General features: G+C 64.5%; 11 protein-coding genes. 3 read left to right on the top strand and 8 right to left on the bottom strand.

The genetic code is table 11. The annotated features are described in order from the left end of the window. Window positions 1-131: 131 nt before the first annotated feature. Both mfd and JQ641_RS15400 read right to left on the bottom strand, forming a co-directional pair. Window positions 132-3,650 carry a transcription-repair coupling factor gene (gene mfd, locus JQ641_RS15405; RefSeq protein WP_211996796.1) on the bottom strand — a complete coding sequence of 1,173 codons (3,519 nt, stop codon included), beginning with the start codon at window positions 3,648-3,650 and terminating at the stop codon, window positions 132-134. Then, the gene (locus JQ641_RS15400) at window positions 3,647-3,937 is read right to left on the bottom strand and encodes an FAD assembly factor SdhE (protein ID WP_211996795.1); all 291 of its coding nucleotides are present in this window, start codon (window positions 3,935-3,937) and stop codon (window positions 3,647-3,649) included. Before JQ641_RS15400 ends, mfd begins: the two co-directional genes overlap by 4 nt. A 292-nt stretch (window positions 3,938-4,229) precedes the next feature. Between JQ641_RS15400 and recG the strand changes: the two genes are divergently transcribed. Beyond that, entirely contained in the window at window positions 4,230-6,338 is a 2,109-nt protein-coding gene (recG, locus tag JQ641_RS15395; protein ID WP_211996794.1) for an ATP-dependent DNA helicase RecG, read from the top strand. A 137-nt stretch (window positions 6,339-6,475) separates the two neighbouring features. Here the strand turns inward: recG and JQ641_RS15390 are convergent, their stop codons facing one another. The 5 genes from JQ641_RS15390 to glmU form a co-directional block, all read right to left on the bottom strand. Continuing rightward, window positions 6,476-7,258, bottom strand: a complete 783-nt coding sequence (locus JQ641_RS15390; protein ID WP_211996793.1) for a DUF502 domain-containing protein — start codon at window positions 7,256-7,258, stop codon at window positions 6,476-6,478. Window positions 7,259-7,355: 97 nt separating this feature from the next. Continuing rightward, the gene (glmS, locus tag JQ641_RS15385) at window positions 7,356-9,182 is read right to left on the bottom strand and encodes a glutamine--fructose-6-phosphate transaminase (isomerizing) (protein WP_211996792.1); all 1,827 of its coding nucleotides are present in this window, start codon (window positions 9,180-9,182) and stop codon (window positions 7,356-7,358) included. A 205-nt stretch (window positions 9,183-9,387) separates the two neighbouring features. Next, on the bottom strand, window positions 9,388-12,456 hold the full coding sequence (locus JQ641_RS15380; protein WP_211996791.1) for an autotransporter outer membrane beta-barrel domain-containing protein: 3,069 nt from the start codon (window positions 12,454-12,456) through the stop codon (window positions 9,388-9,390). A gap of 204 nt (window positions 12,457-12,660) precedes the next feature. Next, entirely contained in the window at window positions 12,661-16,074 is a 3,414-nt protein-coding gene (locus JQ641_RS15375) for an autotransporter outer membrane beta-barrel domain-containing protein (RefSeq protein WP_211996790.1), read from the bottom strand. A 969-nt stretch (window positions 16,075-17,043) separates the two neighbouring features. Then, window positions 17,044-18,402 carry a bifunctional UDP-N-acetylglucosamine diphosphorylase/glucosamine-1-phosphate N-acetyltransferase GlmU gene (gene glmU, locus JQ641_RS15370; protein ID WP_211996789.1) on the bottom strand — a complete coding sequence of 453 codons (1,359 nt, stop codon included), beginning with the start codon at window positions 18,400-18,402 and terminating at the stop codon, window positions 17,044-17,046. Between the two features lie 170 nt (window positions 18,403-18,572). Between glmU and JQ641_RS15365 the strand changes: the two genes are divergently transcribed. Beyond that, entirely contained in the window at window positions 18,573-19,994 is a 1,422-nt protein-coding gene (locus tag JQ641_RS15365; protein WP_211996788.1) for a hypothetical protein, read from the top strand. Between the two features lie 140 nt (window positions 19,995-20,134). Then, entirely contained in the window at window positions 20,135-20,515 is a 381-nt protein-coding gene (locus tag JQ641_RS15360; protein WP_211996787.1) for a hypothetical protein, read from the top strand. Here the strand turns inward: JQ641_RS15360 and JQ641_RS15355 are convergent. Continuing rightward, window positions 20,475-22,100 (bottom strand): glycoside hydrolase family 17 protein, encoded by a 1,626-nt coding sequence (locus JQ641_RS15355; protein WP_211996786.1) that lies wholly within the window; start codon window positions 22,098-22,100, stop codon window positions 20,475-20,477. The genes JQ641_RS15360 and JQ641_RS15355 overlap by 41 nt on opposite strands. Window positions 22,101-22,428: the final 328 nt, after the last annotated feature.

The following is a 22,428-nucleotide window of genomic DNA, read 5'->3' as shown; positions in this document are numbered from 1 at the left end:
GCGCGTCTTCGACGCGCTATGGCGATGCGTTGCAGAACCGGGGTCCACATGACTGGCACGGGGCGGATGTGGGTCCCGGCTCTGCGGAGCAGCGTTGCACGCTGCGCCGCGTCCGGGACACGATCGAAACGCTACGCCGCCTTCTTGTTCTCCGCGAGATTGGCGAGCTGCCGCAAGATCTCCGTCGTGCCCATCAGCCGTTCTTCCGGCGTCTTCCATACCTGCAGGAACACCACCTTCATGTCGGGCCGCACCTTGGCGGCCTGGCCGTGCTGGCGGATGAAGAACACCAGCCGGTCCGGCTGCGCGAACTTGTTGTCGCGGAAGCTGATGACGGCGCCCTTCGGTCCGGCATCGACCTTCTCGACATTGGCCCTTCGGCAATAGGCCTTGATCGCGGCGACCTTGAACAGATAGCGCACCTCGTCCGGCAGCACGCCGAAACGGTCGCGCATTTCGGCGGCGAAATTGTCGATCTCCTCGTCGGTCTCAAGATCGGCGAGCCGGCGGTACAGCGACAGCCGTACCGCGAGGTCGTTGACGTAATCCTCCGGGATCAGCACGGGCATGCCGATGGTGATCTGCGGTGACCAGCGGTCGGCCGCGGGCTCGACCACACCGGCCTTGAGGTTGAGGATCGCCTCTTCCAGCATCGATTGATAAAGCTCGAAGCCGACTTCCTTGATGTGGCCGGACTGTTCCTCGCCGAGCAGGTTGCCGGCGCCGCGGATGTCGAGGTCGTGCGACGCGAGCTGGAAGCCGGCGCCCAGTGTCTCCAGCGACTGCAGCACCTTGAGCCGCCGCTCGGCCTGTCCGGTGATCTTCTGCTGCGCCGGCAGCGTGAACAGTGCATAGGCGCGCAGTTTCGAGCGCCCCACCCGGCCGCGCAGCTGATAGAGCTGCGCCAGGCCAAACATGTCGGCGCGGTGCACGATCAGCGTATTGGCCGAGGGAATGTCGAGCCCGGACTCGACGATCGTGGTCGAGAGCAGGACGTCGTATTTGCCGTCGTAGAACGCCGACATGATGTCTTCGATCACGGTCGGCGGCATCTGACCATGGGCGACAGCGACTTTCATCTCCGGCACGGTCTTGTCGAGGAAGTCTTTTACGCTCGCGAGATCCTCGATGCGAGGCACCACATAAAACGCCTGCCCGCCGCGGTAGCGTTCACGCAGCAGCGCCTCGCGGATCATCAGCGGATCATGCGGCGCCACGAAGGTGCGTACCGCGAGGCGATCGACCGGCGGCGAGGCGATGATCGAGAGGTCGCGCACGCCGGTCAGCGCCAGTTGCAGCGTACGGGGAATCGGCGTCGCGCTCAGCGTCAGCACATGGACCTGCGCGCGCAATTGCTTCAGCCGTTCCTTGTGGCTGACGCCGAAGTGTTGTTCCTCGTCGACGATCAGGAGGCCGAGATCCCTGAACTTGATCGCCTTGCCGAGCAGCGCATGGGTGCCGACCACAATGTCGACATTGCCTTCCGACAGCCCCTTCTTGACTTGCGTCAGTTCCTTCGCCGCCACCAGCCGCGAGGCCTGTGCGACATTGACCGGGAAGCCACGAAAACGCTCGGTAAAGGTCTTGCTGTGCTGCCGCGCCAGCAGCGTGGTCGGCACCACCACGGCGACCTGCTTGCCGTCGAGCGCGACCGCAAAGGCGGCGCGCAGCGCCACCTCGGTCTTGCCGAAGCCGACGTCGCCGCAGATCAGGCGGTCCATCGGACGGCCGCTTTCGAGGTCTTTCAGCGTGGACGTGATGGCGCCAAGCTGGTCCTCGGTCTCTTCATAGGGGAAGCGTGCGCAGAACTCGTCATAGACATGGGCCTGCACCGGCATTTTCGGCGCTTCGTGCAGATGGCGCTCGGCCGCGATCTTGATCAGTTCGCCCGCAATCTCGCGGATGCGGTTCTTGAGTTTTGCTTTTCGCGCCTGCCAGCCGCCGCCGCCCAACCTGTCCAGTTCGACATTGGCGTGGTCGGAGCCGTAGCGCGACAGCAGCTCGATGTTTTCGACGGGGAGGAACAGTTTGGTTTCGGCGGCGTAATGCAGCTCGAGGCAGTCATGCGGCGCGCCGGAGACTTCCAGCGTCTGCAGCCCGATGAAGCGGCCAATGCCGTGCTCGACATGAACCACGAGATCGCCGGCGGCCAGACTCGTGACTTCCGAGATGAAATTGTCGAGCTTGCGGCTCGCCTTGCGCGGCCGCACCAGGCGGTCGCCGAGAATGTCCTGTTCGCTGATGACGGCTACGTCGTCGGTCTCGAAACCGGATTCCATGCCGACCACCGCCAGCATCGCCTCGTTGCGCGGGGTCGCCTGCACCGTTCGCCAGGTGTTGACGCTGGTGAGGTTGAGCAGCTTGTGGTCACGCAGCATGCTGCCCATGCGGTCGCGCGAGCCCTCGCTCCACAGCGTGATCACGACCTTCTTGCGCTGCGCCTGCAACGCCAGCACGTGCGCCACAACGGCTTCGAACACGTTAACGGAGCTATCGGCGCGCTCCGGCGTAAAGTTGCGCCCCTGCCGTGCGCCGGCATCGAACACGTCAGAACTGCCGTCGGGCACCGCGAACGGCGTCAGCCGCGCCAGCGCGGCTTCCTCCAATCGTGTCGCCCACTCCACTTCGCTCAGATAGAGCCGGTCGGGCGGCAAAGGCTTGTAGATCGCGCCGCCGCCGGGATGCTCCAGCGCCTCGCGCCTTGCTTCGTAATAGTCCGCGATCTGCTTGAAGCGTTCCCGCGCCGCGTCCTCGCCCTGCGGTTCGATCGCGACCGGAGCGCCGTCGAGATAGTCGAACAGCGTGTCCATTCGCTCCTGGAACAGCGGCAGCCAGTGCTCCATGCCGGGATGGCGGCGGCCTTCGCTGACGGCTTCATAGAGCAGATCGTCGCGCTGCGGCGCGCCGAAGGTCGCGACATAGCCCATGCGAAAGCGGCGGATGGTTTCGGTGACCAGTTGGAATTCCGACACCGGCACCAGGTCGAGCGCGCGCATGTCGAGCAGCGTGCGCTGGGTTTCGGCGTCGAACGTGCGGATCGATTCCAAACTGTCGCCGAAGAAATCGAACCGCACCGGCTGGTCGAGCCCGGCCGGAAACAGGTCGAGAATGCCGCCGCGCACGGCGTATTCGCCGGGCTCGCGCACCGTCGAGGACCGGTTGTAGCCATTATGCTCCAGCCAGGCGACGATGGAGTCCATCGGCACGACGTGGCCGGGCGCCACCGACAGCGCCTGCGCCGCCACCACCTCGCGCGCCGGAACGCGCTGAACGATGGCGTTCACCGTGGTCAGCACGATCAGTGGCTTGTCGCTGCCGGCAAGCCGCGACAGCCGCGCCAGCGTGGTCAGGCGCTGCGCCAGGACGCCGCCATGCGGCGACACGCGGTCATAGGGCTGGCAGTCCCAGGCCGGAAACTGCATGACCGGCAAATCGGGCGCGAAGAACTCCAGCGCACGCGCCAATTGCTGCATGCGGGGACCGTCACGGCACACCACCGCAAGGCTCACCGCCGGCGGCTTCGGCTTGGCGGCGACCGCGCGTGCGAGATCGGCGACAACCAGCCCTTCCGCGCCCTCGGCGACATTGGCAAAGGTCAGCGCCCGGCCCGGGGCCAATAGCGCGGCAGGAGATTTCACAGGTGACTTCATGCGTCGTGGTCCACGGCGCGACGCGCCTTGATGCGATCGAACAGCGGGCTGGCGTATTCGGGATCGAGCGGCTTTTCGCCCGTCAGCGCGGCATAGAGATCGGGATCGGGCACCTCGAGCAGCCGTTCCAGTTCGGCCATGTCGGCATCAGACAGATCAGCGATCTCGGCATCGGCAAAGCGCCCCAGGATGAGATCCATCTCACGGGTGCCGCGATGCCAGCAGCGAAACAAAAGCCGCTTGCGGCGGTCATCGAGCCCATCGCTCGATCGTGTCGAACCCGTCATTGTCCCATTCCCATCCGAACGCCAAAAGCCCGGACGTGCCGGGCGGGGTTGATATAGCGATAGGAATGGCAGATGTCAGTACCTGTTCTGCGCTTCGCCGCTAGGCAAATCGTCATGGCCGGGCATAGCCGTCCAAAGGACGGCGTCGCTTACGCTCGCCTATGCCGGCCATCCACGTGTTGGCCACAAAAAAAGACGTGGATGCCCGGCAGCGCAGACAAGTGTACGTAGTCTGCGCCAGGCAGACTACTATGGCCGGGCATGACGATAGAAAACGGTCTTAGGCTTTCTAATGCGCCCTCCTCTGCTCAATCCGCTGTTTGCTCCGGTCACGACGCTTCCTGGCGTCGGGCCGAAGCAGGACAAATTGCTGCGCTATCTGCTCGGCCGCAGCGAGACGCCGCGGCTGGTCGATCTGCTGCTGCATCTGCCGGCCAGCGTGATCGATCGCCGCGCGCGGCCAAAAATCCGTGAAGCCGTGCAGGGAACCGTGGTGACGCTGGAAGTCACCGTCGATCGCCACCGGCCGCCGCCGCCGCGCAATTCGCGCGCGCCCTATCTCGTCTACGCCAGCGACGACACCGGCGACGTGGTGCTGACGTTCTTCCGCGCCAAGCCCGGTTATGTCGAAAAGCTGCTTCCCGTAGGCGAGAAGCGCTACGTCTCCGGCACCTTGCAAATGTACGACGGGATTCCCCAGATCGTGCACCCCACCAACGTCGTGGATGAAGCGGCCTTCGCGAAACTGACCGGCATCGATCCGGTCTATCCGCTGACCGAAGGCCTCGCGCTCGGCTCGCTGCGCCGCGCGGTCGCCCAGGCGCTGCAAAAGCTCCCCGAACTACCCGAATGGATCAGTCCGGAAGTCGTCCGCCGCTGCCACTTCCCGCCCATCCGGGAAGCGTTCACCCGTGTCCATGTCCCGGTCGAGCTCACGGACATCCTCCCGGATGGCCCGTTCTGGTCGCGGCTCGCCTTCGACGAACTTTTGGCGGGTCAACTGGCGCTGGCACTGGTGCGCGCGCAATTGCGCCGTCCGGCCGGTGACCGCCATGCCGGCGACGGCCATCTGCGCAGCAGGATCATCGACGCGCTGCCTTATGCACTTACCAAGTCGCAGCGCGACGCAGTCGCCGCCATCACCGATGATTTGCGCCAGCCGGTGCGGATGCTGCGGCTGCTGCAGGGCGACGTCGGTTCGGGCAAGACGGTGGTCGCCCTGCTCGCGGCCGCCGCCGTGACCGAGGCGGGCAAGCAGGCAGCATTGATGGCGCCGACCGAAATCCTGGCCCGCCAGCACATCAAGACCATCACGCCGTTGGCCGAACGGGCCGGCATGCGGGTGGCGATCCTCACGGGGCGCGAAAAGGGCAAGGAGCGGCGCGAAATCCTTGCCCAGCTGGAAGCCGGCGAGATCGACTTTTTGGTCGGCACCCACGCGCTGATCCAGGACGACGTGATCTTCAAATCGCTGGCGCTCGCCGTGGTCGACGAACAGCATCGTTTTGGCGTGCGCGAGCGCCTCGCGCTTACCAACAAAGGCGAGGCCGTCGATGTTCTCGTGCTCAGCGCGACGCCGATCCCGCGCACGCTGGTGCTGACCTATTTCGGCGACATGGACGTCTCGGAACTGCGCGAAAAGCCGGCCGGCCGGCAGCCGATCGATACCCGCACCGTTCCCAACAGCCGGCTCGACGAAGTCATCGACGGCGTCGGCCGTGCGCTCAAGGCGGGAAAACTGGTCTACTGGATCTGTCCGCTCGTGGAAGAGTCCGAGGCCGAGGGCATCGAGCACCTCACCAACGCCACCGAGCGGTTCGAGCGGCTGCAGCAGCGTTTTGGGGACCGCGTCGGCCTCGTCCACGGCCAGATGAAGGGCACCGAAAAGGACCGCGTGATGGCGCAGTTTGCCGTCCACGAAATCGGCCTCCTGGTCGCCACCACCGTGGTCGAAGTCGGCGTCGACGTCCCCGCAGCATCCATCATGGTGATCGAGAATGCCGAACGCTTTGGCCTCGCCCAGTTGCATCAATTGCGCGGCCGCATCGGCCGCGGGTCGGAGGCGTCCACCTGCCTGTTGCTCTACAAGGAGCCACTCAACGAGATGTCCACCGCGCGGCTGAAAGTGATCCGCGAAACGTCAGACGGATTCCGGATCGCCGAGGAAGATCTGAAACTGCGCGGCGAAGGCGACGTGCTCGGCATCCGGCAGAGCGGCCTGCCCGGCTACCGCATCGCCCGCTCCGAAGTCCACGGCCAGCTCATCACCCAGGCCCGCGACGAAGCGCTGCGGATCATGAAGGACAATCCGAAACTCAAAGGCGACCGCGGCGAAGCGCTGCGCTGTTTGCTGTATTTGTACGAGCGCGATGAAGCGATCCCGCTGATCGGGGCGGGGTGACTGGTTCTCCTCATGGTGAGGAGGCGCCCTTGCGCCGTCTCGAACCATGAGGCCACAGATGGGCCTGCATCCTTCGAGACGCGGCGAAGGCGCGCCGCTCCTCAGGATGAGGAGGAGTAGACGCCTGGCGCGGTGCCCTACTCCACCTTCGCCGGCTGCAGTGTGGCTGCATTCGCGGCGTTGGCGGCACGCGCTGCTTGCGCGGCCTGTGCCGTCGCGGCCAAGGCCGCGATCTTCTTCTGCGGATCGGAGCCGGGCTGCACCACGCCGCAGGACATGATCAGGGTTGCGGCGTCTTCGGCGCTCATGTCGATTTCGAGGATCTTGCTCTTCGGCACGTAGAAGAAGAACCCCGTGGTCGGGTTCGGCGCGCACGGCAGGAACACCGAAATGTGCTCGTCATTGCTGGGAAGACGACTGGAGATCTCCACGCTCGGCGATTGCGAGATAAGCACGATCGACCACATGCCCGGCGAGGGAAACTCGACCAGGCCGACGCGGCGGAAGCTCGACCCCTTCCCCGAGAACAAGGTCTCGAACACCTGCTTGACGCCGCGATAGATCGCGCGCACCGCCGGAATGCGGCCGAGCAGCCGTTCGCCAAGATCGACCAGCGTTCGCCCGATCAGGTTCGCGGTCAGAAAACCCAGCAGCGTCAGCGCCACCACGGCGATGACCAACCCGGAACCCGGCAGCCCGAAGGGCAGATAGGTTTCCGGCCGGTAGGCAATGGGCACGAACGGCCGCACCAGGCCGTCGACCCAGGTGACGAACCACCAGGTCAGGTAAAAGGTAATTGCGATCGGTCCGGCGACCACGAGGCCGGTGAGGAAATAGTTGCGAAAACGGGCCATTAGCCCGCGAGGGGCTTCCGGCGGGACGTCGGCCGGGTCGGACGGGGGCAGATCTTGGGGATTCATTGCGGTTCCAGGTCGCGGGGGCAGCCGGTCTTGTTCCAGCTAAGCCATCCTAGCAGGTTTTTGAAGGCCCGAGATGCCGGCAAGCACGCCCCTGCGGCTATTCGACCGTGACCGATTTGGCCAGATTTCGCGGCTGATCGACGTCGGTGCCCATGATTACGGCGGTATGATAGGCCAGCAGCTGCACCGGAACCGCATAGACCATGGGCGTAAAGGTCGCGGCCATGTCGGGCAGCACGATGGTGACCAGGGATTCGATGGTCGCCTCGGCAGCGCCCTTGGCGTCGGTCATCAGGATGATGTTGCCGCCGCGGGCGGCGACCTCCTGCATGTTGGAGACGGTCTTTTCGAACACCCGGTCATGCGGCGCGATCACCACGACAGGCATGTTCTCGTCGATCAGCGCGATCGGGCCGTGCTTGAGCTCGCCGGCGGCATAGCCCTCGGCGTGGATGTAGGAGATTTCCTTCAGCTTCAGCGCGCCTTCCAGCGCCAGAGGGTAGCTGGTGCCGCGGCCGAGATAGAGCACGTCGCGGCATTTGGCGATGTCGCGCGCCAGCTTTTCGATCTGCAGTTCGGTCGTCAGCGCCGCCGCCATCAGGCGGGGAACCTCGACGAGGCCATGGACCAGCTTGGTCTCGTCCTCGTCGGACAATTCGCCACGCGCCTTGCCGGCGGCAACGGCCAGCGCAGCCAGGACCATCAGCTGGCAGGTGAACGCCTTGGTCGAGGCGACGCCGATCTCGGGCCCCGCCAGCGTCTGCAGCACGGTTTCGCTCTCGCGCGCGATCGTCGAGGTCGGTACGTTGACCACGGACAGCGTGTGGACGCCCTGCGACTTCGCATAACGCAGCGCCGCCAGCGTGTCGGCGGTCTCGCCGGACTGCGAGATGAAGATCGCCAGATCGCCCTTGCGCAGCGGCGCCTCGCGGTAACGGAATTCCGAGGCGACATCGACCTCGACCGGCACGCGGGCGAGCCGCTCGAACCAGTATTTGGCGATATGGCCGGCATAGCTCGCGGTGCCGCAGGCGACGATCGCGATGCGCTGCACACCCCTGAAATCGAACGGCAGCGTCACCGGCAGCATCACGCGGTCAGTCGCCATGTCGACGTAGCGCGCCAGCGTATGGCCGACCACTTCCGGCTGCTCGTGGATTTCCTTGGCCATGAAGTGGCGGTAGTTCGCCTTGTCGACCAGCGAACTCGACGCCGTGTGCCTGATCGCGTCGCGATGAACGATCGCATTGTCCTTGTCGTAGATGGTGGCGCCCTTGCGCGTCAGCACCACCCAGTCGCCGTCCTCGAGATAGCTGACGGTGTTGGTCAGCGGCCCGAGCGCAATCGCGTCCGACCCCAGATACATTTCGCCGTCGCCGTGACCGATCGCGAGCGGCGGGCCGTTGCGGGCGCCGATCATCAGGTCATTGTCGCCGGCGAAGATGAAGCCGAGCGCGAACGCGCCGCGCAGCTGCGACAGCGCCGCTTTCACCGCTTCGACGGGGCCTACGCCCTGGCCGAGCAGATTGTCGACCAGATGCAGCACGATCTCGGTATCGGTTTCGGTCTTGAAGACCGCGCCCTTTTTCTCCAGCGCCTCGCGGAGTTCGCGAAAATTCTCGATGATGCCGTTATGGACCACGGCGACGCGTTCGGTCGCGTGCGGGTGCGCGTTGTTCTCGGTCGGCCGGCCATGGGTGGCCCAGCGGGTATGTCCGATCCCGGTATGGCCGGCGAGCGGTTCGGCCTCCAGCCGCTTTTCGAGGTTTTTCAGTTTGCCCTCGGCGCGGCGCCGCGCCAGATGGTCGCCCTCCAACGTGGCGACGCCGGCCGAATCATAGCCGCGATATTCCAGGCGTTTGAGCGAATCCACCAACTGCTCCGCGACCGGAGCGCGTCCGAGAATGCCGACAATGCCGCACATGCGGTTTAATATCCCCAAATCGTCGAAAAATTGCCGAAGCAACGCCATGTTCCCTTAACGGGAAACGCCGCCGCCCACCTACTCAATAATTATTGCGGATTGAGACAGTCTTAAGCGGCAAGATTAACGTCTACCATTGGTAAACGGCAGTCCGACGGACTTAGGCGAACGCGGCGCGGAGGGCAATGCGTCCTCCCTGCCCACCTCACCAAGCGTAGCGCACCACGCCCTTGCCGGCGTAGCTCTCGGTCACCTTCGAGAATTCGCCTTCAAACGTGCCTGCGATCGACCAGCCGTTGAGCCATTTCATTTCGGCGGAACCGGTCACCAGCGCCGCGTCGGCGGCTTGCCGCGCGCCATTGACGACGAAGCTGGCACCCGGCAGCGTCTGGAACGTGGCGCCGATTGAACGATCCGGGTTGTAATCATGCGCCCAGGCGGCGCGGCCGCGCAGCGTGAAGATGCCGTTCGGCACCGCGAATGATTTGTCCGTGCGGAGGCCGAGTTCGCTGCGGGTGCTAGTGACGCTCTTGGCGTTGTAGGCGAGTGCAAATGTGTTGGCGCCAACAATCGCCTGCTCGGTGTAAGCCGGCAGTTCGAACGTCGTGAACTGCCCGGCAGCGTATGGCGTCCAGCCAAAGCCTTGGCTGACAAAACGATAGCCGCCCTCGACGCGCCCCGACCACGCGTTGGCATTGAACTTCGCGCGCAATTGGTCGATGCCGGCGACCGTCACCGTGCGGTCGGTGGTGACATCCTGCCAGCCATAGGCGAGCGCGCCGGTGATATAGGCCGGACCGACATTGTGCCGGATGAACGCGCCGGCCTGGAACAGGTCGGAGCGACCGGAGCCAGCTCCGTTGACGCTGAAACTGGTGCCGCCGCCCGCCAGCGCGAAGCCAGCGAGCGTGTTCGGCGAGAGGCGATAGTCAGCGCCGACCGCGCCGGCCGCGAGGCTGCTGCGCGTGTTGTTCGATCCGAGTACCGTATTGCCGTCCGTGGTCTGCGAACCGCCAAAGCCTGCGGCCCAGACGCTCCAGCGTTGCTCGAAGTTTTGTACGATCGGCGGCGCCTTGGTGTAGATCGCCGCCAACGCATCGTTCGGCTTGCGTTTTGCCGCATAAGCCAGGCTATCTTCGGTATAGGCATTGGGATTGCCGCCACCGCTGACCGGATCGCCGCGGCCGGCGATGAACGGATCGGTCATCACCCCCATGAACTGGTTCATCGCATTGAACGTGGTCTGCTGCGATCCGGTTGCGGTTTCGCCGGAGACTTGCGAAAGCCCGGCCGGCGTCAGCGTACCGAACACCAGCGGGATGCCGCCGGTGGCATTGAAGAAGTTCGTCAGCGTATTGGCAACGTTCTGCTGGTTGCGGTTGAGGCCGCCAAGTTGCGCCAGCGCGAGTTGGAGATTGAGATAGGTATTATTGGCGTCGTAGCTCAGGCTCGACTGGAAGCTGCCGGGCAGATTGGTGTTCACGATCGATCCGAACGTGCCGCTGATGCTGGCGGCGTTGAGGATCGTGTACTTCTTCTGAACATAGCTGCCGGCCGCAAAATTCGCATTCACGGTCGCGCCGCCCAGCGTCGCGGTGCCGGTGACGTTGGTACGATCGGCGTTGGTTGGCGAGACCTCGACCAGATAGCTAGACGCCGCCGTGAACACGAGGCTGCCCTGCACGGTCAGGAGCCCGATCGAATTGCCCGGCGCCAGCGTGCCGCCATTGATCGTCGTGTTGCCGACCGTGCCGTTGCCGCCGAGCAAGCCGCCGGCATTCACGGTGGTTAGCGCCGACGACGCGGTCGAGCCGTTCACCGCCAGCAGACCTGCGTTGACCGTCGTGTTGCCGGTGTAGGTGTTGTTGCCAGTGAGGTTGAGCGCGCCGGCGCCGTCCTTCCGCAGCGCGCCGGCGCCAGAAACGACGCCGTCGAACTGGACCGCGTCCGAGCGGTTGAAGGCGAGCGTGCCGCTGTTCGCGACGTTGCCGAGGATCGAGCCGGTGGTGCCGCCGGCGCCGAGCTGCAGGGTGGCACCGGTCTGGATCGTCGTGCCGCCGGCATAGGTGTTGGTGCCAGTGAGGACGAGCAGGCCGGTATTGGGCACAACGAGGCTGTTGGGCGTCGCGACGGTGAGGGCTCCGGCGCCGGTGATCGGCCCGCTCGACTGGCCGCCGCCGACGAGCAGCGAGGGGCCGCTGATGACGACGGTGCCGGCCGACTGAAGATTGCGCACGGTCGCGCCGCCTGCATCGGCGAAATCGATTGTCGCACCGGCGGCGATGTTCGTGGCGGTTGCGAAGCTCGCGAAGAAATCGAGCGTGAAACTGTCGCCGCGCAACGTGCCGCCGAGGACATCCACCGTGAAGTTCGCCGCCACCCCGCCGCCGATGACGCCAACGCCGCCATCCAAGACCACCGTGCCGGTGCCGCCCGCCTCGCCGAATTGCATCCCGGCCGCGCCGACATGCAGGGCGAGCGCGCCCGTGAGCGTCAAGGTCTGGCCGTTGGCCGCGCTGATGCGGGAGGTCCCACCGGCGAAGACCTCGATGGCGTTTGTGAGCGTGCCGGTGATATCCGAGCGCAAGGCGCCAGCGGCGGTGGTGAAACTCACATTGCCGGTGCCGAGCGCGTCGGCGTCCCCGATCGCGAGCGTGCCGGACGTGATCGTGGTGCCGCTGGTGTAGGTGTTGGCATGATTCAGAATAACGGTGCCGGGACCCGCGATGGTCAATGCGCCGGCGCCAGCGACCAGGCCGTCGACTGTTAGACGCGCTGTGGAGCTCGCAGTGGTGATCACCGTATTGGAGTTCAGTTGCAGCGTTGTGTCGGAGCTAAAATCGTTTGTGAAATTGCTGCTCTGCACATTGATCGCCGCCGACCCAGCACTGACCTGCATGATCAGCGTACCCTGTTGAAAGTGATAGCCGCCGACGGCGACGGAACTATTGAGGTTCAGCGTACCGACCGTGAACGGACCACCGGTCAGATTAACGCTGAAGCTGACGCCGGGATTGACCGCGTCGAACGTCGCAGTTGCGTCGATCGCATTTGGAACGGTGGCGGGCGTCCAGTTGGCCGCGACGTTCCAGAATCCGATAGTGCCATTCCAGGTCTCTGCAGCAACGCGTTCGGTGAGAGCCACATTTGTCAGCACGGCGGCTGCGGCGCTGAACGCCCCCATCGCAATGGGGCGAACCAGCCGTGCGAGCGACCCCGCCAGTGCGGTGTCCGACTTGGCGCGATGGCGCGTGTTGAGCAGTTGGCGCGCCATCGCAAATTCCTAATAAATAACAGTCATGTACGACTCAGGCTTCAAGCCTATCGATGCGGGGGATCGGTAGCAACGCGACGGAACCGGGCCGACCGCTTTAAACGGTTGTGCGCCAATTGGGCAACAGCGGCCAATTGAACGAGGAGACAAGCGGGGTTTGCCGCGGGCGAACTAGCTTGTAGCGAGCGCCGTCGCCGTCACGCCTCACCAGGCGTAACGCACCACGCCCTTGCCGGCGTAGCTCTCGGTCACCTTCGAGAACTCGCCTTCGAAGGTGCCGGCGATCGACCAGCCATTGATCCATTTCATCTCGGCCGAGCCGGTGACGAGTGCAGCATCCGCTGCCTGCCGCGCGCCGTTGACGACGAACGACGCACCCGGCAGCGTCTGGAACGTGGCGCCGATCGAGCGGTCCGGATTGTAGTCATGCGCCCAAGCTGCGCGGCCGCGCAGGGTGAAGATGCCGTCTTGCACGGCGAAGGATTTGTCGGTGCGCAGGCCGAGTTCGCTGCGGGTGCTGGTGACGCTCTTGGCGTTGTAGGCAAGTGCAAATGTGTTGGCGCCGACGATCGCCTGCTCCGCGTAGGCGGGCAATTCGAATGTCGTGAACTGGCCGGCAGCGTACGGCGTCCAGCCAAAGCCGTGGCTGACAAAGCGATAGCCGCCCTCGACACGCCCCGACCAGGCATTGGCGTTGAACTGCGCGCGCAGACGGTCGATGCCGGCAACCGTCACGGTTCGATCGGTGGCGACGTCCTGCCAGCCATAGGCGAGCGCGCCGGTGATATAGGCCGGGCCGACATTGTGGCGGATGAACGCGCCGGCCTGGAACAGGTCGGAGCGGCCGGAGCCAAATCCGTTGACGCTGAAATTGGTGCCGCCACCGGCCAGCGCAAAACCCGCCAGCGTGTTCGGCGAGAGGCGATAGTCGGCGCCGACAGCGCCGGCGGCGAGGCTGCTGCGCGTGTTGTTCGAGCCGAGCACCGTATTGCCGTCCGTCGTCTGCGAACCACCAAAACCCGCGGCCCATACGCTCCAGCGCTGCGCGAACGCCGGGGCAACCGGCGGCGCCTTGGTGTAGATCGCTGCCAGCGCATCGTTCGGCTTACGCTTGGCAGCGTAGGCGAGGCTCCCCTCCTCCGCATACGCATTCGGATTGCCACCACCGCTGATCGGATCGCCGCGGCCGGCGATGAACGGATCGGTGATCAAGCCCATGAACAGGTTCATGGCGTTGAACGTGCTCTGCTGCGATCCAACGGCGGTCTCGCCCGAGACCTGCGTCAACCCGGCCGGCGTCAGCGTGCCGAACACCAATGGAATGCCGCCGGTGGTGTTGAAAAAATTGCTCACCGCATTGGCGACGTTCTGCTGGTTGGCGTTGAGGCCGCTGTATTGCGCCAGCCCGATTTCGAGATTGAGGTAGGCATTATTGGTGTCGTAGCTCAGGCTCGACTTGAAGCCGCCGGGCAGATTGGTGTTGACCGGCCCGTTGAACGTACCGTTCACGCCGCCGGTCGCGTTGAGGATGGTGTATTTCTTCTCGACATAGGTGCCCGCCGCAAAATTCGCATTCACGGTGGCGCCGCCCAGCGTCGCTACTCCGGTGACGAAGACGCGATCGGCGCTAACAGGCGATATCTCGACCAGATAGGTCGAGGCCGCCGCCATCGTCAGGCTGCCACTGACCGAGAGCGTGCCGATCGAATTGCCCGGCGCCAGCGTGCCGCCGGCGTTGACGATGGTGTCGCCGACAATCCCGCTGCCGCCGAGCGTGCCGCCGGCATTCACCGTGAAGGTCGACGCCGACGACATGTTGCCATTGACGCTCATCGTGCCGCCGTTGACGGTGACCGCGCCCGCGTAGGAACTGATGCCGGTCAGCGTCCAGTTCGAGGTGCCGGTCTTATCGAGCAAGGTCCAGCCGCCGAGGATCTTGCTGACGTTGAAGCTGTTGTCGGCGTTGCCCGCGAGGCGGAATGTGCCGCTGCCGCCGCCGAGCGCGTTGCCGTTCAGCGCGGCAGCCGCCCCGCTCATGATGAACGTATTATTGGCGCCGGTGAGAACTGCGGCGGTGCCGCCGGTCCCGGTGATGCTGCCGGTATTGGTGACGGTGGCTGTCCCGCCCGTCGCGATCAGGCCGATAGTGCCGGTGATCGAACCATTGTTCGCGATTGTATTGCTCGTGCCTCCGGCGACTGACACGCCGAAAGATGCCGTGCCAACCACAACCACGCCGGCGCCGACCGTGACGTTGATGTTGCCTGTTCCCGAAGCGGAGGAAATGCCGCTCTGGGCCCCCTGGATCGTCCCGGCGGTGACGTTCACGGTATTGAGTCCGGCGGCCGTGGAGGTGACGACGCCTTGGGTCACCGTCCCCGTCACATTGTTCGCGACGGTTGCGGTCGCCGTTCCCAGGCCGGACGCCGACACGAGCATGCCGACGGAGCCGGAAACGGTGCCTGCAGCCGCGACCTGCACATTGCCATTGCCACCTATGGCCGTTGCGAAAATGCCGAAGCCGCCGGTGGAGGTGACGTTGCCGACACCGCTCACCGTGACGTTGCCGCCGCCAACCGCGGAGGCGATGATGGCGGCGTTTGTGGCCGTCACGTTGCCGGTGCGGTTGACCGTGACGCTGCCGGAATTGTTGGTGCCGCTGACCTCCGCGGTGATACCGAAACCGCCGACGGCGTTGACGTCGCCGGACCCGCCCACCGTGACGGAGCCGTTGGTGCCGGCGAGGTTGTTGAGCTGTTTCGCTTCGATGCCGGTGCCCGCCGTGGCGGAAACGAGGCTGCCGCCGGTGACGGTGACGTTGCCGGTGCCGGCGTGGCTGGCGCTGATGCCCGAAGCGCCGGTGACGGTGCCGGAACGGTCGATCAGGATGCTGGACGCGTTCGTCGCCGTGAAGATGCTGGCAGCGATTCCGGCAGCGGCCGTGCCGGTGGCGCCGCCACTCCCGCTGATCGTGATGCCGCCGCTGGTGCCGCTATGCCCGACGACGATGCCAAAATCCGCGCCGGTCGCAGCGCCGCTGCCATTGACCAGGATATCGCCGCTACCTGCCGTCTTACTAGCCGAGATGCCTGAATTACTGGTGCTGAGCGCCGTCGCGTTGCTGGTGACCGTCACATTTCCTGCGCCGGCCGAACTTGCCGTGATCGCATCGGCTGCCCCGGTGACAGCGGCATTTCCGATATAGGTAACGGCGCCGAAGTTGTTGAGGAGAGTAACGCCGGAGCCGGCAATGTTGGTGATGCCAAATGTCGTGTCGTTGTTGTTGAAGGTCAGGCTGCCCGCCGCCGTGACGTTCGCGAACGCACCCCCAGCGTCGATCTTGCCGCCCGCATTGTTGTCGACGATGGTAGTGCCGTTAAAGGTCGTAGTGAGCGCGCCGGCGGTCGCCTGATTACCGGCATCGCAGGTCACGCTGGCCGTGCTCTCGCCGAGGCAGGCCGCTAACGCGCCCTGGGGATAAGCCACGATGGCGGCGACGAACGCGCCGGTGAAGGCCGTGCCGGCCAGCAGCGTGGTGCGGCGGCGCGGGGGAGAGAGCGTCGTGCAATCAGCGAATTGGGGTCCGTCCGGCCGCCCAACGAACCCCAAGAAGCGCATTTCAAATTTCCTAGCTAAACGCCTGCGGTCGACAGGACCGGCGCAGCCGTACCGATAACGAAAACGGTTAGAATCGGACTGTAGCAGCGCCGGATAACGCGCCCCCGGGTTTCATCGGGCTCTCGGTCGATTTGCCGGCTGGTGTGATGGCAGGGCAACAGCCGGTTGCAACTTATGCGGGCAACCGCCGAAGGAGACTGCACTACATGGTGGCGTTATGTTCGTCGAGCGATATCGCCGGGCGGTAAGTGCGACAAAACAACCCGACGGGCAAATCAATTACGATTTTCGGAAATCGTGTCAAGCCCCGAAATAAAAAATATTTCGCTTTCGCCGTCGGGCAAATCATCTCTACGAGTTCGCGTATCCCGTCCCACTCAGAGGGGCGTCGGCCGTCGTCACGACGAGGGGCGGGTTGCGGTGGACGTAACAGTTGCGATTGACGGTCGCGGCTGAAGCGTACGGCGAAAGCGTGTGGTCCTGGCGCCCGTAACGGCGTCAAGTCTTGCGGAGCGATCTGCGAGGCGACGGTGGCAATAGAGGCCGTCTCACCGGGGAGAGCGCGTCATAAGCCGTAAAGCCATTGCGCAGGGAATGTCGGATGTTCTCCGCTGCCCTGTATGCTCATGTGCAGCTTTCTTAGCACAATCGCACATGAGACCGCGGGTGCAGCGCGCATCCGGCATTCCCTGCGCCCTCTGAATTTCGGGGGGTAAGGAATTTCTGGCAAAGCTCGGGCGCAATGCGTCGCGAGAATGCGAAGGCATGTTTTGGATGATGGCGCCAACAACAAACACGGCTGTCGTCGCGGGCTTGACCCGGGACCCATAACCACAGGGAGAAGTTTTGCGGAAGGTATCTGCTATCGAGCCTTCACCGAGAGATCACGCGGTATGGGTCCCGGCCTTCGCCGGGACGACGACGACCAAGACGAGACGACGTCGCTCAACAACCTTCGCGCTTACCCCCTCAGCCTTCCTTCTTCGCCTTCGCCCGCAGCTTCATCTCGCGATACCTCGCTGCGCCGCCGTCGCGGTTGTTCTGCGGGCTGCGCTCGACGGCCAGCGCATCGTCGGGCACGTCCTTGGTGATGACCGAGCCCGAGCCGATATAGGCGCCTTTGCCGATTTTCACCGGCGCCACCAGCGACGAATTGGTGCCGACGAAGGCGCCCTCGCCGATGACAGTCTTGTGCTTGAAAAAGCCGTCATAGTTGCAGGTAATGGTGCCGGCGCCGATGTTGGAGTTGGCGCCGACATGGGCATCGCCGATGTAGGAGAGATGGTTGACCTTGACGCCGGCTTCGAGGTGAGCCGCCTTGGTCTCGACGAAATTGCCGATCCGCGCGCCATCGCCGAGCGAGGTACCGGGCCGCAGCCGCGCATACGGGCCGACGGACGCCTTCTTGCCGATCGAGGCCTGCACGATGTGCGAGAACGAATGGATCACCGCGCCGTCGGCGATGGTGACGCCGGGGCCGATCACCACGAACGGCTCGATGGTGACGTCGTTGCCGAACGTGGTGTCGGCGGCAAGATGCACGGTTTCCGGCGCGATCAGCGTTACGCCGGCGTCGAGCGCCGCCTTGCGCAGCCGCGCCTGCATGACAGCTTCGGCTTCGGCGAGCTGCGCCTTGGTGTTGATTCCGCGCACTTCATCCTCGCTGGTTTCAATCACGACGGCCTCCAATCCCATGTCCCTGACGAGAGTTACCGCATCGACGAGATAATACTCGCCCTTGCTGTTGGCATTGCCGATCCGCTCGAGGATCGAGAGCGCCTTCTTGCCGTCGAACGCCATCACCCCGGCATTGCACAGCGTCACCTTGCGCTCCTCGGCGCTGGCATCCGCATGCTCGCGGATCGCCACCAGGTGATCGCCTTCGATCAGCAGGCGGCCGTAACCGGTCGGGTCGGCGGCGCGAAAACCGAGCACGGCGAGGGCTGCGCCCTTCTCCAGCGGCGCGCGCATTCGCGCAAAGGTCTCGGCCGATATCAAAGGCGTATCGCCGAAGGCGACGATCAGGTCGTCGGCGCCGCGCGCCAGCGCCTCGCGGGCCGCCAGCACCGCATGCGCGGTGCCGAGCCGTTCGCGCTGGATGAAGGTCGCGGCATCGGGGCGTATCCGCGCAACCTCGTCGGCGACCACCTTGTGGTCCGGTCCGATCACGACGGCGACCGAGGCACCCGCGCCTTTCGGGGCGGCATTCAGCACATGCGCCAGCAGCGACTGGCCGGCGACGGGGTGCAGCACCTTGGGCAGCGAGGAGCGCATCCGCGTCCCCTCGCCGGCCGCGAGCACCACCGTCAGGCTGGATCGAGCAGTCATGAACAGTCCTCAAATATTAGGGCCAAACGCGCCGGCGCCGTCTTTAAGTGTTTTCGCTGTGAGTGGAAACCCGATTCGCCGTCCCGCAAAGTTCCGGATCCAAGATCATGGCAGAATTCCTGTTAATGTTTGACCTGTGATTCGGCAGGCCTCGGGAGGGCCAAGGACGTTTGGCCAAGAATTCCGACCATCGCGCTGGCGGCCTCGATACGGACAATACCGGCGGCGTGCTGAGCGGTTTGCTGGCCGAGGAAGAGGATCTCGACCGCCGCGCGCTGTGGCGGCTCGGATCGTGGGGCGTCGGTGCGGTGGCCGCAGTCGTCGTCGCCGTGATGGCCAACCAGACCCAGTTTGGATGGAAGCGCGACCAGATGGCCGCGGCCGATCTCGGCCAGCGCGCGCAGCAGATCCAGAATATTGCCAGTCAAACGGAACGCGAGGCGCGGCGGCTCGCAGCGGCCATCGATACGCTCAACAGCGATCGCGACCGGCTCTATACCCGCGTCACCGGCCTGGAACGCGGGCTGGACTCGGTGACCGGGTCCATCGCCCGCCAGAATTCCGCCGCGGCATCGTCCGCTGCGGCTTCGTCGGCCGAGCCCCAGGCTATCCAAAATCAGGCCGCGCAAACTCCCGCTCCCGCCGTGGCGCCGGTGGCAACGCAGACGGCTGCGGCAACGCCTGACAAACCCGTTGCCAATTCAATTGCTGCCGAGCCCGGCCCTGCGGCCGTTTCATCCATTGCCAAGGATTCCGCCAAGGAAACCACCAAGCCCGAGCTGCCGAAGATTGAAGCAAAGAAGACCGACCCGATAAGGTCTGAAGCCGCCAAATCTGAATTGGCCAAACCTGAGGCGGCCAAGCCTGAATCGGTAAAGCCTGAATCGGTAAAGCCTGAGGCGGCAAAGTCCGATACTGCGAAAATCGACACGGTGAAGATCGAGGTTGCGAAGGCCGACGCCGCGACGCCGGCGACGCCGCTGGTCGCCTCGCAGTCCTTCATGGCGCCGCCTGATCCGTCCGCCACCAAACTGGTCGAACCCACCAAGCCCCTGAGTTCGGTGATCGCAAGCCCGATCCCGGAAGTGATGGCGGCCGCACCTAGCACGGACGCCGAGGCGGACGAGGAAACCGGTCCGAAGGTTGCGATCCAACGGACTCAATTCGGGGTCGATCTCGGCACCGCCAATTCGGTCCCCGGCCTGCGCGCGCTGTGGCGCGGGCTGTTGAAATCGAAATCGAACGCGCCGCTCGCCGCGCTCCGCCCGATCATCGTGATCAAGGAAAGCACCAACGGGCTCGGCATGCAGCTTCGGCTGGTGGCCGGTCCCATCAACGACGCCGGAGCCGCCGCCCGGATCTGCGCCGTCCTGACCGAAAACAAGCGGAACTGCGAGACGGCGATCTTCGACGGCCAACGGCTGTCGTTGACCGGCGACAGCCCGGCGTCTGCGCCCGGGGCAAAACCCGCGCCGCGCCGGCGGGGTGCGGTGGCTAAACGAGCGGCCGTCGTCGTGGAGGACCCGGCAAAGAAGCCGGAAACAGCGGCAACGACCGCGGTCTCGTCCTGGTTCGGCAAGCGGAGCCAATAGATATTTCATTGCAATACAAGGGGTTGCGGCCAGACTCTGATCTGTTTTTGCTACCCCTTAATGTCCCGTGGTGGCTTGTCCCGGCGGCCATTCCCGACCATATTCGCCCCCCATCCAACCAAGCTCGAGAAAATGCCGCTGTGAAAAAAACTCCGTTCCGGCTGACGCCCTATCAGGTGCAGTTCCTGTTGGTGGTCGGCTTCGTCACCGTCGGCTACGCGCTGTATCTGCGCTATCTCGCGGTCGAGTTCTCGACCGTCGCGCTGGCGTGCGACGCCGGCTTGCAGACGATGATCTGCAAGGCCCGCACGCTCGCCACCACCCTGTTCAAAAATTCAGTGTTCGGCATCGTCGCCCTGATCATCGCGGTGCTTCACGTGATGCGGCCGTCGATCGTGCTGCTGACCGGCGGGCTGATCGCAGCCGGGCTCGGGATCGTGCTTTATAATGTCGTGCTGTCGGGGATCGCGATCGGGCTGCTTATTTTGGGATTTGCACGGCCCGCGCCCGCCACAGCGTAAGCGCGAGCAGCAAGTAGATCGCGCAGGTCCACATCGCCTGCCAGTTCTGCGCGCCTTCGTTCAGCCCGATATAGAGCGTGGTCACCACGAGCAGTCCGGCAAAGGCCGATTCAGCGATCGGGCGCGTGCCCTCCTTCGGCCGGTTGACCAGCATCAAGGCGGCAAACGGCACCACGGCCATGGTCAGCGAAGCGAACGGAAAATCGCGATAGCGCGGATCGAACGCAAAGCCGAGCGCGGTCTCCGCGCCGATCACCGTGGCGACGACCAGCGTCAGGCCGAGCAGCACTGACAGCACCGATCCGGTCCGGCCATCGCGCGGGCCGAGCAATTCGAGGAAGGTCGGCAGCGGCCGTCCGGACATCGCAGCGTTGGCGCAGAGCATCGGCGACGCGATCGCGGCCGCCAGCAGCGCCCCCCATTGCAGCCAGCCGCCGGTCCCGTAACTCTCGTAGAACATCTTGTCGGCGGCGACGCCGAGCAGCATGCCCGAGATTGTCGCCGAGGTGCCGACCGCAAGCCAAGCGGCAAGTCGCGGCTGCCAGGGCCGCCGCCGCAACGTCAGCCAGCCCGCGAAAAACACGAAAAAGCTGAGCGCCATGCCGCAGCCCATCTGCAGCTTCCAGAACGGGAAATTGCTGATGGCCTCGCCGGGCGGATATTTCACCGCGCGCTGCGCCGCGTCGATCAGGCCCCAATAGCCGCCGACGGTGCCTTCAAGTTGGCGCTTCCACGGCTGGTCGTAGGCCTCGATCAGGTTGACGCGAAAGCCTTCGCGCTTGGCGAGGTCGAGAATTTCGGAAACCACCCGCGCCTGGTTGGTGCGCGACGGCAGCGCGCCCTCGCGCATCCGCCCGGCGCTGGGCCAGCCGGTCTCGCCGATCAGGATCTCCTTGCCCGGAAAGGCGACCGCCATCCGCTTGCGGATCGAATCGACATGGGAGGCGGCAAACTTCGCGCGCACCGGCATGTCTTCCCAATACGGCAGGATATGAATCGTGACGAAGTCGACGGCGTCGTAGATCTCACGGTTGCGCAGCCAGAATTCCCAGACATCGGCATAGGTGACGGGAATGGTGACCTGCGGCTTGACCGCGCGGATATGGGCCGCGAGATCCGACGTCGTCATCTCGCCGCGCAGCAGCACTTCGTTGCCGACCACCAGCGCGGTAATGACCCCCGGATATTCCTTGGTCAGGCCGACCGCGACAGCGATCTGCGAATAGTTCTTGATCCGGTTGCTGCTCAGCCAGATACCCTGAATGACCTTGAGCCCGACCTTGGCGGCGATGGCCGGAACCTGGTCGAGCCCGTTCTCGATCGAATAGGTGCGCACGCAGTCGGTGATCTTGGCGAGTTGCGTCAGATCCTGGGTGATCTGTTCGGCATCGATATGCGTGGTCGGCACCAGCGGCGTCTGCTCGCCCCGGAACGGCGCATAGGAGACGCATTGCAATTTGGCGTTGGGATCGATCGGGGCGCGCACGAGCGTGATCGGGGTGGCCAGCCACCACCACAAAGCCGCGATCATACCTAGCGATGTCAGGAGAAGCGCCAGCGGCGTACGAGAAGAAATCGGTTCCATCCTCCGGGCGGGGACCGTCGATTAGCCGGTCACCGGCGTTCTGCCAAGAGTGATCTATCAGGAGGATAGACCTAATCCAAACAGCTGATCCAAAGAGCTGGTCCAGTGCTAGTCCAAAGGGCAGATCAAAGTCCTCCTCCACCTCTTCCCTGCGACGATTTTACCACGTGATGATAAAGTTGTGACTTTGCTGGACAAATTCCGAAATAACCGTCATGGGAATCCGGCAGCGTCTCCGCCGCAATGGAGACCTATTTGGACGGCAACTAGCCAAGCCATCACGAGCCGTGGGAATTGCCTTTTCGGTAATTCAGCGGCCATGTAACAA

Source organism: Bradyrhizobium sp. JYMT SZCCT0180, from assembly GCF_018130165.1.
Taxonomy (GTDB): Bacteria; Pseudomonadota; Alphaproteobacteria; order Rhizobiales; family Xanthobacteraceae; genus Bradyrhizobium.
The sequence above is the reverse complement of the archived record's forward strand: the minus strand, read 5'-3'. Positions and strand labels throughout refer to the sequence as shown.

Excerpts from the sequence above, each read along its gene's own strand:
- mfd (WP_211996796.1), bottom strand. The coding sequence starts at position 3,650 with ATGAAGTCACCTGTGAAATCTCCTGCCGCGCTATTGGCCCCGGGCCGG.
- JQ641_RS15400 (WP_211996795.1), bottom strand. The coding sequence starts at position 3,937 with ATGACGGGTTCGACACGATCGAGCGATGGGCTCGATGACCGCCGCAAG.
- recG (WP_211996794.1), top strand. The coding sequence starts at position 4,230 with ATGCGCCCTCCTCTGCTCAATCCGCTGTTTGCTCCGGTCACGACGCTT.
- JQ641_RS15390 (WP_211996793.1), bottom strand. The coding sequence starts at position 7,258 with ATGAATCCCCAAGATCTGCCCCCGTCCGACCCGGCCGACGTCCCGCCG.
- glmS (WP_211996792.1), bottom strand. The coding sequence starts at position 9,182 with ATGTGCGGCATTGTCGGCATTCTCGGACGCGCTCCGGTCGCGGAGCAG.
- JQ641_RS15380 (WP_211996791.1), bottom strand. The coding sequence starts at position 12,456 with ATGGCGCGCCAACTGCTCAACACGCGCCATCGCGCCAAGTCGGACACC.
- JQ641_RS15375 (WP_211996790.1), bottom strand. The coding sequence starts at position 16,074 with ATGCGCTTCTTGGGGTTCGTTGGGCGGCCGGACGGACCCCAATTCGCT.
- glmU (WP_211996789.1), bottom strand. The coding sequence starts at position 18,402 with ATGACTGCTCGATCCAGCCTGACGGTGGTGCTCGCGGCCGGCGAGGGG.
- JQ641_RS15355 (WP_211996786.1), bottom strand. The coding sequence starts at position 22,100 with ATGGAACCGATTTCTTCTCGTACGCCGCTGGCGCTTCTCCTGACATCG.